Raw genomic sequence first — 12,557 nt, 5'->3', positions numbered from 1 at the left:
CCGCCAAACAGGTTCAGGAAGATGCGGTTCGCAACATTTCCAGCAGCGGGCCGGCAGCCTGCTTGAGGAACATGTCCTGGCTTTCGTCGCCGATCTGCACCAGTGCGATATCGGTGAACCCGGCTTCCCAATACTTGCTCACCGCGTCGACGATCGCGTCCAGATCCGGTCCGCACGGGATAGACGCCGCGACGTCCTCCGGCCGAACGTACTGCGTCGCACCGTCGAAACCGGCCGTCGTCGGTAGATCGGAGTTGACTGCCCAGCCCCCGCCGAACCACCGGAACTGGTCGTGGGCGCGCGCGACGGCGGCGTCGCGGTCGGGATCCCAGCAGATCGGGATCTGCCCGACAACGCGCACATCACCGGGCAGACCGGTACCACGCCGGATGTCGTGCCAGGCGGTGACGAAGTCCTTGTTCGGCTCGACCGCGATCAAATGGTCGGCCAGCGGTGCGAACGCCTCCACGGACCGTTCGCCGGAGACGGCGGCGGCGATGGCCACCGGTGTGTCGGGGATGTCCCACAGCCGCGCCGAGTCGACCTCGAAGTAATCACCCTTCCAGTCGACCAGCTCACCGGTGAACAGCTCACGGATGATCTGAATGGCCTCGCGCAGCATCTCCTGTCGTCTGGCGATCGTGGGCCACCGTTTGCCGACGACGTGCTCGTTGAGGTTCTCACCGGTGCCGAGCCCGAGGGTGAACCGCCCGTCTGCCAGGATCTGCAGCGTGGCGGCTTTCTGGGCGACGATCGCGGGGTGGTAGCGCATGGTCGGACAGGTGACGTAGGTGAACAACTCGACCCGCTCGGTGGCATGCGCGACGGCGCCCAGCACCGACCATGCGTAGGACGCGTGGCCCTGCGACGACAGCCACGGGAAGTAGTGATCCGAGCTCACTTCGAAGTCGAAACCCACGCGTTCAGCCGAAACGGCGTAATTGACAAGCTCTTTGGGACCGCTTTGTTCTGTAAACAGGGTGTATCCGAACCGTGTCATGGAATCGGGGTACCCCGGTCGACGACCGGAAAACCGGCTACAGCCGGGCCTTGACCGCCTCCGAGAGCCGCGCGCCGTCGGCCTTACCTGCGGCGATGGCCTTCGCGGCCTTCATCACCTCGCCCATCTGCTTCATGGTCGGGCGCTCCCCGATCACCTCGGCGACGTGCGCGATCGCGGTATCGGCGACATCGGCTAGTTCGGCCTCCGTCAGCGGCGTCGGCAGATACTCATCGATGACCTGCGCCTCGGCGTGTTCGTTGGCGGCCAATTCACCGCGGTTGTTCTGCGTGTAGATCTCGGCGGCTTCGCCCCTCTTCCTGGACTCCCTGGCGAGCACTTTGAGCACCTCGTCGTCGGTCAACTCCCGCGACTCCTTGCCCGCCACCTCCTCGTTTCCGATCGCCGTGAGCAGCATCCGCAGCGTGGCGGTGCGCAGTTTGTCCTGAGATTTCATCGCGGCCGTGAGGTCCGAGCGCAACCGATTCTTGAGGACAGGACCTTCGGACATGGTTCAAACGTACCCAAATCGGGGTCCGGCGCACCCCCGACCACGTTGTCAATTTGCGTCGCGGCCGACAGGATGGTGGCCATGAGTACCGACGCCGGTGGGTTCGCCACGCCTGGGCCGCCGACGCCGGGTTACCCACCCGCCGGGTATCCGCCGCCGGGTTATCCCGCGCCGCCGGGCTACCCGCCCCCGGGCTACCCGCCGCAGGGTTATGGTGGGCCGCCCGGATATCCGCCACCGGGTTACGGGGCACCGGGTTATGGGGCACCGGGTTATGGTCCGCCGCCGCCGCTCAAACCCGGCGTCATCCCGCTGCGGCCCCTGACCCTGGCCGACATCTTCAACGGCGCCATCACCTACATCCGGGCCAACCCCAAGGCCACTCTGGGTCTGACCACCGTGGTGGTGGTGACCACCCAACTGCTCGCCCTGGTGTTGTCGGTGGGTCCGCTTGCCATCGCGGGGCAACTCGATCCGACCCTCAGCGGCGAAGAGGTGTCCACGGACGTGCTGCTCGGCTCGTCTTTGTCGAGCGTCGCCGGCGGCGTCGCCACCGGGCTGTCGGCGATCCTGCTGAGCGGTCTGCTCACCGTCGTCGTCGGCCGCGCGGTGTTCGGCGCAGGGATCACGATCGGCCAAGCGTGGCAACGTCTTCGGGGGCGGCTGTGGGCGTTGATCGGCTTCTCGCTGCTCGAAGTGCTTGGCGCGGTCCTGTTGGTCGCCGCAGTGGTCGGGCTCATCGTGTGGATCGGCTACGCGGCTGGCGGTGCGGCAGCGGTGGTGCTGGCCGTCCCGCTGGTGTTCGCCCTGATCGCGGTGCTGATCTATCTCGGCACCATGCTGACCTTCGTACCGCCGATCATCGTGTTGGAGCGCCACGGCATCGTCGCGGCCGTGCTGCGGTCGTTCCGGTTGGTCAAACCGAACTTCTGGCGGGTGTTCGGCATCCGGTTGCTGGCCGCCATCGTCGCGCAGATGATCGCTGTCGCGGTGTCGGTCCCGTTCAGTATCGGTGGCCAAATGCTCGTCATGGCTGCGTCATCTACGGTCATGGCGCTGGTGGCGCTGGCTGTGCTGTCCGTCGGCAGCGCGATCGGCCAGATCATCACCGCGCCGTTCAGCGCCGGTGTGGTGGTGCTGCAGTACACCGACAGCCGAATCCGCACCGAGGCTTTCGACCTGGTGTTGCAGACCGGCGCCGGATACGGCCCCGGCGCCCCGCCCGAGTCGACCGACCATCTGTGGCTGACCGGCCAGAGCTGACGTGCCGACCATAGACATCGACCGCGATGCTGCCCACGAAGCTGCGGAACGCGAGCTGGCAAAGCCGATCTACCCCAAGGCATCTCTGACCGACCGGCTCGGTGACTGGTTCAACGATCTGCTGTACCGGTTGTTCAACGAGGCCGCGTCGGTACCGGGTGGCTGGCTGACGATCACCGTCCTCGCGGTGCTGGTCGCGGTGGCGTTGATCGTCGCGGTGCGGGTACTTCGACGCACCATGCGCACCGCCCGGGGAGGCGAGTACGCACTGCTTTCCGACCGTGATCTGAGCGCGGCCCAACATCGACTCTCCGCGGAACAGGCTGCCACGACACAGGATTGGGCTGCGGCCATCCGCCACCGGTTACGCGCCGTCGCGCGCCAACTGGAAGAGTCGGCGGTCCTCGAACCCGTTCCCGGCCGCACGGCCACCGAACTCGCCCGCGACGCGGGGCGCGCGCTGCCGAACCTCACCGATGAACTGCAAGCCGCCGCAACCGCTTTCAACGACGTTACCTACGGTGAGCGGCCGGGCAGCGAGGCGGCCTACCGGCAGGTTGTGGAGCTCGATGACCAGCTCAGCCGCATCCAGCCGGCGACCGACTCCGCCGGCACGGCCACGCCGGTATCGACCGGCGGCTGGGCGGAGGTGCGATGACGGCCGACACCGAGACCGCGGTGGCGCCGACGGTGCGCCAGCGGTTGCGCAGCGCCCGCTGGGTGGTGGTTGCGCTGATCGTCATCATCGGTGTTGCGCTGCTGACCACGTACCTGACCACACCGACACCGGGCGCCCGGATGGACCCGTCCTCCACGTCGGCCGACGGCGCGCGGGCCCTGGTCAGCCTGGTTCGTGACCGCGGTGTCGAGGTTGTCGAGGCATCCGATATCGCCGCGGTCGAAGCCGCTGCCAGGCCCGACACCTTGGTGGTGGTGGTTCAGACCTATTTCCTCATCGACGAGGAGATCATGCACCGGTTGGCCGCTCTTCCCGGTGATCGTCTTGTGGTGCAACCGATATCGCGCACCCGTGAGATTCTGGCGCCCGAGGTCAAGCGCAGCGGAACCACGGACTACGGCAATGATGCGCCGGGCTGCGACCTGCGGGAGGCCACCCGCGCCGGGTCAGTGCAGTTCGGCATGAGCGATGCCTTCGAGGCGGCCGGTGACATTGCGGTGACCCGGTGCTACGGCGGCGCGTTGGTGCGTTACACCGCTGACGGACGCGACATCACCGTCGTCAGCACCGCCGACTTCATGACCAACTCGGAACTGCTCAAGGAGGGCAACGCCGCGTTGGCGATGAACCTCGTCGGCACCAATCCTCGGGTGATCTGGTACGCGCCGCAGCAAACCGAAGGCGAATCAGACGGGGCGGCATCGCTTTTCGATATGATCCCCGACCGGGTGAATTGGATCGTCTGGCAACTGTGCCTGGTCGTTTTGCTGCTCGCGATTTGGCGCGGCCGGCGCATCGGGCCGTTGGTCGCCGAGAAGCTGCCCGTGGTGGTGCGCGCGTCGGAGACCGTCGAGGGCCGCGGTCGGCTGTACCGGTCCACGCGCTCACGCGACCGCGCCGCCGAAGCGTTGCGGACGGCCGCCGTGCAGCGGATGTCGCCGCGGCTGGGCCTCGGGCCCGGCGCTGACCAGACCGCCGTCGTGCAATCGGTGTCCGAACGGTGCGGGCAGCCACCGCAAACGGTGGCCTACTCGCTGTTCGGCCCGGCGCCGGCCGACGACACCCAATTGGTAAACCTCGCCCGTGAACTCGACAACATCGAAAGGCAGGTCGCACAGTCGTGACTCAGCCAGCTGGCCCGACAGCCGCATCGGAACAGGCGCGAAACGCGTTGCTGGAACTGCGCACAGAGATCGCCAAAGCCGTCGTCGGGCAAGATGCCGTCGTCAGCGGCTTGGTGATCGCGCTGCTGTGCCGCGGGCACGTGCTGCTCGAAGGCGTACCCGGCGTGGCCAAGACGCTGTTGGTGCGCACGTTGGCGTCGGCGTTGCAGCTCGACTTCAAACGCGTCCAGTTCACCCCGGACTTGATGCCCGGTGACGTCACCGGATCCCTGGTCTACGACGCCCGCACCGCGGAGTTCGAGTTCCACAAGGGGCCGGTGTTCACCAACTTGTTGCTGGCCGACGAGATCAACCGGACCCCGCCCAAGACCCAGGCCGCTCTGCTGGAGGCCATGGAGGAACGTCAGGTCAGCGTCGAGGGCGAGGCGCGGCCGCTGCCCGATCCGTTCATCGTCGCGGCCACACAGAACCCCATCGAATACGAGGGCACCTATCAGTTGCCCGAAGCCCAACTCGATCGGTTCCTGCTCAAGCTCAACGTTCCGCTGCCCGGCCGTGAGCAGGAGATCTCGATCCTGGACCGGCACGCCCGCGGTTTCGATCCCCGCGACCTGTCGGCGGTGCGACCGGTCGCCGGGGCCGCCGATCTGCGTGCCGGGCGCGAAGCGGTGCAGCAGGTGCTGGTGGCCGACGAGGTGCTCGGCTACATCGTCGACATCGCCGCGGCCACACGGCATTCGCCATCGCTTCAGCTCGGGGTGTCGCCGCGCGGTGCGACGGCGTTGTTGGCGACCGCCCGGTCGTGGGCGTGGTTGTCGGGGCGGAACTACGTGACGCCCGATGACGTCAAGGCGATGTCCCGGTCGACGTTGCGGCACCGGATCCAGCTGCGCCCGGAGGCTGAACTCGAGGGCGCGACCCCCGATGGTGTGCTGGACGGCATCCTGGCGGCCGTGCCGGTACCGCGCTAGTGGTTCTCACCGGCCGAGCCGGCCTGGTCGCGCTCTTCTTCGTGCTGCCGATCGCGGTATCGCCCTGGCCAGCAGCTACTTTCGTGTTGCTGCTGGCGGTACTCGTCGCGGCGGTGGGCGCCGATGTCGGGTTGGCTGCGAGCCCGCGTGGGCTGCGATTCGAACGGTCCGGGGATACGGCGGCGCGGTTGGGCCAGTCGGTGGACGCCACCTTGCTGGTCGAAAACCTCAGCGGCCGTCGGCTGCGCGGGGCGGTCCGCGACGCGTGGCCGCCGAGCGGGCGGGCGCACCCCCGCACTCATCCGGTCGATATTGCTGCGGGACAGCGGGTTCGGGTTTCGACGACGCTGTCTCCGGTGCGCCGCGGCGACCAGCGTTCGGATTTGGTCACGGCGCGTTCGGTCGGGCCGCTGGGGTTGGCGGGCAGGCAGAGTTCGCACCGGGTGCCGTGGGAGATCCGGATACTGCCGCCGTTTTTGTCGCGCAAACATCTGCCGTCGCGGTTGGCCCGGCTGCGCGAGTTGGAAGGTAATACGCCGGTGCTGATCCGCGGCCAGGGCACCGAGTTCGACTCGCTGCGTGAGTATGTCATCGGCGACGACGTCCGCTCGATCGACTGGCGCGCCACCGCCCGCCGCGGCGACGTGGTGGTACGCACCTGGCGCCCGGAACGCGACCAGCGGGTGGTCATCGTGCTCGACACCGGACGCACGTCGGCCGGTCGCGTCGGGGTGGACCCGACCGCCAATGACCCTGCGGGCTGGCCGCGGCTGGACTGGTTCATGGATGCCGCGCTTCTGCTGGCGGCGTTGGCGTCGCGGGCCGGTGACCACGTCGACTTCCTGGCCCACGACCGGGTGACCCGCGCCGGAGTGTTCAACGCGTCGCGCACCGAACTGCTCGCCCAGCTGGTCGAGGCGATGGCGCCCCTGGAGCCGGCCCTGGTCGAATCCGACGCCCGGGCAATGGTTTCCGCGGTGCAGCGCCGCGTTCGCCGCCGCGCCTTCGTGGTGTTGCTGACCGACCTCAACGCATCGGCGCTCGACGAGGGCTTGATGGGCATCCTGCCGCAGCTGTCGGCCAAGCACGAGGTGCTGCTCGCCTCCGTGGCCGACCCCCGGGTGGAGAAGCTGGCGGACGGGCGCGCCGACGCCGCGCAGGTCTACGACGCGGCCGCGGCCGAACGGTCCCGCAACGCCAGGCGGTCGATCGCCGCCCGACTGCGGCGCACGGGCGTCGACGTCGTCGACGCGCCGCCCGAAGATCTCGCACCGGCGCTGGCCGACCACTATCTGGCGATGAAGGCCGCCGGCCGGCTGTAGCCCGGTTGGCGGCGAGCAGGCGCAGACGGTTGCGATGCGTCGCCAAATGACACGCTTCTGTGTCTGTTCCCGGAGGGAACGGGACCCTAGCGGATGGGCACGACGTCGGGCGCGTCCTCGAGGTCTCCGGTCTCACCGGCCCGCTCCGCCTTGCGGCCGAAGTGCACGATGTAGGCCAGGAACGCGACTTCGACGGCCACCCCGATCGCGATGCGGGCGAACGTCGGCAGCGGCGACGGCGTCACCACCGCCTCGACCACACCGGCGACCAGGAATACCGCGACCAGACCGACTGCCGCGGCCCCGACGGCGCGGCCCTGTTCGGCCAGTACCTGCGACCGCGGCCGGTTGCCCGGCGCCACCACCGACCACCCCAGCCGCATCCCGACGGCGGCCGCCAGGAACACCGCGGTCAACTCGATCAACCCGTGCGGTGTGATGAGGCCGAGGAAGATGTCGCCCTTGCCCGCGCCGAACATCAGACCCGCGCCGATCCCCAGATTGGCAGCGTTCTGAAACAGGATGTAGGGAATCGGTATGCCGAGCAGGACAGCAAATGCTATGCACTGCACGGCAATCCACGCGTTGTTCACCCACACTTGCAGCGCGAACGAGCCAGCGGGGTTCTCGCTGTAGTACGACGCGAAGTCGTTGTTGACCAGCTGCTCGATTTCGCTGGGCGTTCCGATGGTGGCCCGCACTTCGGGGCTGCCGGCCACCCAGATGGCGATCACCGCAGCGACGATCAAGAAGGCCACCGCGCTGGCCAGCCACCAGCGCCACGACCGGTATGCCACCACCGGGAACGACACCGTCCAGAACCGCGCGAACTCCCGCCACAGCGGCGCGTGCGCCCCGGTCACCACCGACCGAGCCCGCGCCACCAGCCCAGACAGCCGCCCGATGAGCACCGCATCGTTGGACGCGGTGCGCACCATCGACAGATGGGTCGACACCCGCTGGTAGAGGTCGACCAGCTCGTCGACCTCGGCACCGGTCAGCTTCCGCCGCCGCTTGACCAGCTGCTCGAGCCGGGCCCACGTCGGGCGGTGCGTCTGGACGAACGCGTCGACATCCACACCCGCGAATCCTAGTAGCGTTGCCGTTATGGTCGGCCAGCAACAACCCGCCGTCGTCACCGGTGACGCCGTGGTCCTGGATGTTCAGATCGCCCAGCTACCCGTTCGCGTCGCGTCGGCCCTCATCGATCTGACCGTGGTGTTGATCTTCTACATCACCGGGGTGGTGTTGTGGGCGACCACGCTGGACCAGTTCGACCCGGCGTTGTCGGGCGCGGTGCTGATCATCTTCACCGTGCTCGCCCTGGTGGGCTACCCGCTGGTCTGGGAGACGACGACGCGCGGTCGGTCGCTGGGCAAGTTAGTGATGGGACTGCGGGTGGTGTCCGAGGACGGCGGCCCGGAACGCTTTCGCCAAGCGCTGTTTCGCGCGTTGGCCGGGGTGATCGAAATCTGGATGCTCACCGGCGGGCCAGCGGTGATCTGTAGCCTGTTGTCGCCCAAGGGGAAGCGGATCGGTGACATCTTCGCCGGCACCGTGGTGATCAGCGAGCGCGCACCGCGGCTGGCGCCGCCGCCGATGATGCCACCGCAACTGGCATGGTGGGCGTCGTCGCTGCAGCTGTCCGGACTACGTCCCGAGCAGGCTGAGCTGGCACGCCAATTCCTCAGTCGCGCATCGCAGTTGAACTCAACCGTGCGCGACCAGATGGCCTACCGGATCGCCGGTGAGGTCGTCGCGCAGATTTCGCCGCCACCGCCGCCCGGCACTCCTCCGCAGCTGGTGCTGGCTGCGGTGCTGGCCGAACGGCATCGTCGTGAGCTCGCCAGGCTGCAGCCAACCGCTGCCGCCGCGCAACCGCCATGGCCGGGCTCCGGACCGCCAGCACCGCCGCCGCCGTCGTCATCGCCGGGCGGGCTGACCCCGCCCGGCTAGCGCCCCGCGAACGTCAGGCGCTGATCCAGTTTCCGTGAAACCCGAACGGAACCCGCTGCGGCATCTGGATCCTCGCCACGGGCGAGCCTGCGAACTCGGATGCGTCGATGATGACCAGGTCGCTGCCGTCGCGCGCCGGATCGTAGACGTAGGCGAGGTACCAACCGCTGCTCTCGTCGGCGGGCCCCGACGTCGACGGCACGAACACCGCCTCACCGGGCACACCGGGTGAGGCGGCGGTGCCGAACGCGTGCTCGACGGCGTCACCGGTGCTCAGGTCATAGCGCACCAGCCGGTTGTCGCCGACGGAGACCGAGTACCGGGCGGGCAGCGTGGCCAGCCGGTCGTCGATGCGGGGGAACTCCACCGCGCGGTCGTCGAGTTGGCGCTCGGTGACGACGCCGGTCGACAGGTCGACGGTCCAGTTCCACAACACGGCTTCAGCGTCGAATCCGCCGCTGCCGCGCCATAATTCGGGATAGCGCGCCGCAGCCAACTCGATCCGGTCACCGGTGTCATAGGCGTTGGCGACGTGGAATACGTAGCAGGGGTCGATGTCGAACCACCGCACCTCACCGAACGGGTCGTCGCGGCGCAGCACCCCGAAGCGGGCACCGTAGTCGTCGTTCCAGCGGTAGGGCATATCGGCCTCTGCCTTCAACGCGATGTCGAGGTCGAACACGATCGGCAGATCCAGAAACACCACGTAGTTAGCGGTCAGCGCGAAGTCGTGCATCATCGTCAGCGCCGGCACGTCCAGCGGTCGGTTGACCGCCAACTCACCGTCGGCGTCAACGCGGTGATAGGTGACGTGCGGTGCGAAGATGTTGCCGTAGCCGAAGAAGTGCATCTCCCCGGTGGTCGGGCAGATCTTCGGGTGAGCGGTCATCGAGTCGACCAGCTTGCCGCCAAAATCGTAGGCCCCCAGCGTTTCCAGGTCGTTGCTGATTTCGTAGGGCAGTGACGATTCGACGAGCGCCAGCGTCTTGCCGGCGTGGTTGACCACATGGGTGTTGGCGACGCTGGAGCGCAGGTTGCGGGTGCCGTCGGCGTTGTAGAGCGGAAAGTCGTTCTCGAAGCTCTCGGTACGCACCCAGCGGTTGCGGTACCAGGCCGCGCGGCCGCCTTCGATCCGGACGCCGTGGACCATCCCGTCGCCGACGAACCAGTGCGCGCTGGCCTGCCGTGGGTTGGGTCCGTTGCGCAGATACCAACCGTCGAGTTCGGTCGGGATCGTGCCTTCCACCGGCAGGTCGAATTCGGTGAGTTCATGGGTGACGGGGGCGTAGTTGCCCCGCATGAAGAACTGGTCAGTCGAGGTCTCTGAGGTGTCGGTCATCTGCATCTCCTAACGCGGCGACATGCCGACACTGACATGTCTGTAGTGACATGTCAATAGTGGAGGTATCATCACGTTCGTGAGCCTGCGGATTGCGGCATTGGGACTGCTGGCCCAACGGCCCGGCAGCGGATATGACCTGCTGCGACTCTTCGAAGAGTCGATGGCCAACGTGTGGCCGGCCACCCAGAGCCAGCTGTACGGCGAGCTCAACAAGCTCGCCGGCGCCGGGCTGATCGAGGTCTCCGACATCGGACCGCGCGGGCGCAAGGAGTACCGCATCACCGACGCCGGCCGCGAGGAGTTGCGTCGGTGGGTGACCAACCCGCAGGACGATCCGCCGTTTCGCAGCGCGGGGTTGCTGCGGGTGTTCTTGCTCGGCGAGATACCAATGGACCAGGCCCGCGCACAGTTGACCGCGCTGGCCGAAAACGCGGCCGCCGAGATCAAACGACTCGAGGCGCTTCGCGACTCCGTCGACTGGGGCGACGACGACGGGTCGTTCTATTCGCATGCTGCCCTCGAATACGGCTTGCGCACCCACGAGATGCAAGAGCAGTGGGCGCGGTCGGTGATCGAGGCGTTGGATCGACGCCAAGTCGGCCGTCACGGCCGATGAGGAACAGCAGCAACGCATCTCGACATCGTCAACAACGCCCGCTGCCAGATCTACCGGATCCTCGGCGAGTCGGAATAGCGGAATAAGCCCGGCGGGAGCGGTGTAGGCATGGACCATGCACACCATCCCGCCTGAAATCAGCGACTTGTGTGCGTCTTGTTGCGGTCAGCGCGCGTAAACGCACACAAATCGCTCACTCGACGTCGACCCAGTCCAGCGTGCGTTGTACCGCCTTCTGCCAGCCCGCGTACCCGTCGGCGCGCTGCTGGTCGCTCCATGCGGGCGTCCAGCGCTTGTCCTCGTGCCAGTTGGACCGCAGATCATCGGTGTTCTCCCAGAACCCGACGGCCAACCCAGCGGCGTAGGCGGCGCCCAGCGCCGTCGTCTCGGCGATGACGGGTTTGACGACGTCCACACCGAGCACGTCGGCCTGGATCTGCATGCAGAGATCGTTGGCGGTGACGCCGCCGTCGACCTTGAGCACCTCCATGTGCACGCCGGAGTCGGCTTCCATCGCGTCGACGACATCGCGGCTCTGGTAGCAGATCGCCTCGAGCGTCGCGCGGGCCAGATGGGCGTTGGTGTTGTAGCGCGACAGCCCGACGATCGCGCCGCGTGCGTCCGAACGCCAGTACGGCGCGAACAGTCCCGAGAAGGCGGGCACGAAATACACGCCGCCGTTGTCGGAGACCTGCCGCGCCAGCGCCTCGCTCTGCGCGGCGCCGCTGATGATGCCGAGCTGGTCTCGCAGCCACTGCACCGCTGAACCGGTGACCGCGATCGAACCTTCAAGTGCATAAACGGGTTTGGCTGCGTCCCCGTCTCTGGACGCGAACTGGTAGCACAGCGTGGTGAGCAGCCCGTTCTCCGAGCGCACGATCTTCTCGCCGGTGTTGAGCAGCAGGAAATTACCTGTGCCATAGGTGTTCTTGGCCTCACCGGCATCGAGGCAGACCTGCCCGACCATCGCGGCCTGCTGGTCACCGAGGATGCCGGTCAACGCCACCTGTCCGGCGAGCGGGCCGTCGTCGCGGGTGATGCCGAACGACTCCGGACACGACGACGGCCGGATCTGCGGCAGCATCTGCCGCGGAATCCCGAAGAACGACAACAGTTCGTCGTCCCAATCCAGGGTCTCCAGGTTCATCAGCATCGTGCGGCTGGCATTGGTCACATCGGTGGCGTGTATGCCGCCGCGGGTGCCGCCGGTGAGGTTCCACAGCACCCAGGTGTCGGCTGTGCCGAACAACGCGTCGCCGTTCTCGGCGTCGCGACGTACCCCGTCGACGTTGTCCAGGATCCACTGCACCTTGCCGCCGGAGAAGTAGGTGGCGGGCGGCAGGCCCGCCTTGCGCCGGATCACGTCGCCGTGGCCGTCGCGCTCCAGGGCCGAGGCGATGCGATCGGTGCGGGTGTCCTGCCACACGATCGCGTTGTAATACGGCCGCCCGGTTCGCCGGTTCCACACCAGCGCCGTCTCGCGCTGGTTGGTGACGCCCAGCGCGGCCAGGTCGGTGGCCGACAGTTTCGTGTTGTTCAGCGCCGACATGATGACCGCTGCCGTGCGTTCCCAAATCTCGACAGGGTTGTGCTCGACCCAGCCTGACTTGGGCAGGATCTGCTCGTGTTCGAGCTGATGGCGGCCGATCTCGGCGCCGCCGTGGTCGAAAATCATGCACCGGGTGCTGGTGGTGCCCTGGTCGATAGCGGCGACAAAGTCGGCCAACGTCGTGCTCCTCTCACTCCACCTGGTTGAGGACGTCCACAATCGTC

At 67.5% G+C, this 12,557-nt stretch carries 12 protein-coding genes; 7 read left to right on the top strand and 5 right to left on the bottom strand.

Annotated features, from left to right (window positions below):
- Window positions 1-13: 13 nt before the first annotated feature.
- Together ABQF13_RS06515 and ABQF13_RS06510 are read right to left on the bottom strand one after the other, a co-directional pair.
- Window positions 14-1,000: an LLM class F420-dependent oxidoreductase gene (locus ABQF13_RS06515; protein WP_448391889.1), complete on the bottom strand. Its 987-nt coding sequence runs from the start codon at window positions 998-1,000 to the stop codon at window positions 14-16.
- A gap of 37 nt (window positions 1,001-1,037) precedes the next feature.
- Entirely contained in the window at window positions 1,038-1,511 is a 474-nt protein-coding gene (locus ABQF13_RS06510) for a GatB/YqeY domain-containing protein (protein WP_448391888.1), read from the bottom strand.
- An 81-nt stretch (window positions 1,512-1,592) separates the two neighbouring features.
- Between ABQF13_RS06510 and ABQF13_RS06505 the strand changes: the two genes are divergently transcribed.
- From ABQF13_RS06505 to ABQF13_RS06485, 5 genes are read left to right on the top strand one after another with little or no spacing between them, the layout of a single operon-like run.
- On the top strand, window positions 1,593-2,774 hold the full coding sequence (locus ABQF13_RS06505) for a DUF7847 domain-containing protein (RefSeq protein ID WP_448391887.1): 1,182 nt from the start codon (window positions 1,593-1,595) through the stop codon (window positions 2,772-2,774).
- A 1-nt stretch (window position 2,775) separates the two neighbouring features.
- Entirely contained in the window at window positions 2,776-3,432 is a 657-nt protein-coding gene (locus ABQF13_RS06500) for a DUF4129 domain-containing protein (RefSeq protein WP_448391886.1), read from the top strand.
- Window positions 3,429-4,577 (top strand): DUF4350 domain-containing protein, encoded by a 1,149-nt coding sequence (locus tag ABQF13_RS06495; RefSeq protein ID WP_448391885.1) that lies wholly within the window; start codon window positions 3,429-3,431, stop codon window positions 4,575-4,577. Before ABQF13_RS06500 ends, ABQF13_RS06495 begins: the two co-directional genes overlap by 4 nt.
- Entirely contained in the window at window positions 4,574-5,548 is a 975-nt protein-coding gene (locus tag ABQF13_RS06490; RefSeq protein ID WP_448391884.1) for an AAA family ATPase, read from the top strand. The genes ABQF13_RS06495 and ABQF13_RS06490 overlap by 4 nt, the downstream gene beginning before the upstream one ends.
- A complete protein-coding gene (locus ABQF13_RS06485; protein ID WP_448391883.1) occupies window positions 5,548-6,870 on the top strand; it encodes a DUF58 domain-containing protein in 1,323 nt (440 codons plus the stop codon). Before ABQF13_RS06490 ends, ABQF13_RS06485 begins: the two co-directional genes overlap by 1 nt.
- 86 nt (window positions 6,871-6,956) lie before the next feature.
- On the opposite strand, the gene ABQF13_RS06480 is transcribed toward ABQF13_RS06485, so the two are convergent.
- Complete coding sequence (locus tag ABQF13_RS06480; protein ID WP_448391882.1) at window positions 6,957-7,949, bottom strand: stage II sporulation protein M; 993 nt, start codon at window positions 7,947-7,949, stop codon at window positions 6,957-6,959.
- Between the two features lie 28 nt (window positions 7,950-7,977).
- Here ABQF13_RS06480 and ABQF13_RS06475 point away from each other — a divergent pair, with 28 nt between their 5' ends.
- Window positions 7,978-8,826, top strand: a complete 849-nt coding sequence (locus ABQF13_RS06475; protein ID WP_448391881.1) for an RDD family protein — start codon at window positions 7,978-7,980, stop codon at window positions 8,824-8,826.
- A 13-nt stretch (window positions 8,827-8,839) separates the two neighbouring features.
- On the opposite strand, the gene ABQF13_RS06470 is transcribed toward ABQF13_RS06475, so the two are convergent.
- Window positions 8,840-10,165 (bottom strand): carotenoid oxygenase family protein, encoded by a 1,326-nt coding sequence (locus ABQF13_RS06470; RefSeq protein ID WP_448391880.1) that lies wholly within the window; start codon window positions 10,163-10,165, stop codon window positions 8,840-8,842.
- 79 nt (window positions 10,166-10,244) lie between these two features.
- Here ABQF13_RS06470 and ABQF13_RS06465 point away from each other — a divergent pair, with 79 nt between their 5' ends.
- Window positions 10,245-10,784, top strand: coding sequence for a PadR family transcriptional regulator (locus ABQF13_RS06465; protein WP_448391879.1), 540 nt, complete (start codon window positions 10,245-10,247; stop codon window positions 10,782-10,784).
- 193 nt (window positions 10,785-10,977) lie between these two features.
- Here ABQF13_RS06465 and glpK read toward each other — a convergent pair whose 3' ends face one another.
- Window positions 10,978-12,510 (bottom strand): glycerol kinase GlpK, encoded by a 1,533-nt coding sequence (glpK, locus tag ABQF13_RS06460; RefSeq protein ID WP_448391878.1) that lies wholly within the window; start codon window positions 12,508-12,510, stop codon window positions 10,978-10,980.
- Window positions 12,511-12,557: the final 47 nt, after the last annotated feature.

It is taken from the genome of Mycolicibacterium sp. XJ879 (assembly GCF_053483935.1).
Note: the sequence above shows the minus strand (reverse complement) of the source record. Positions and strands in the feature narration are given on the sequence as shown.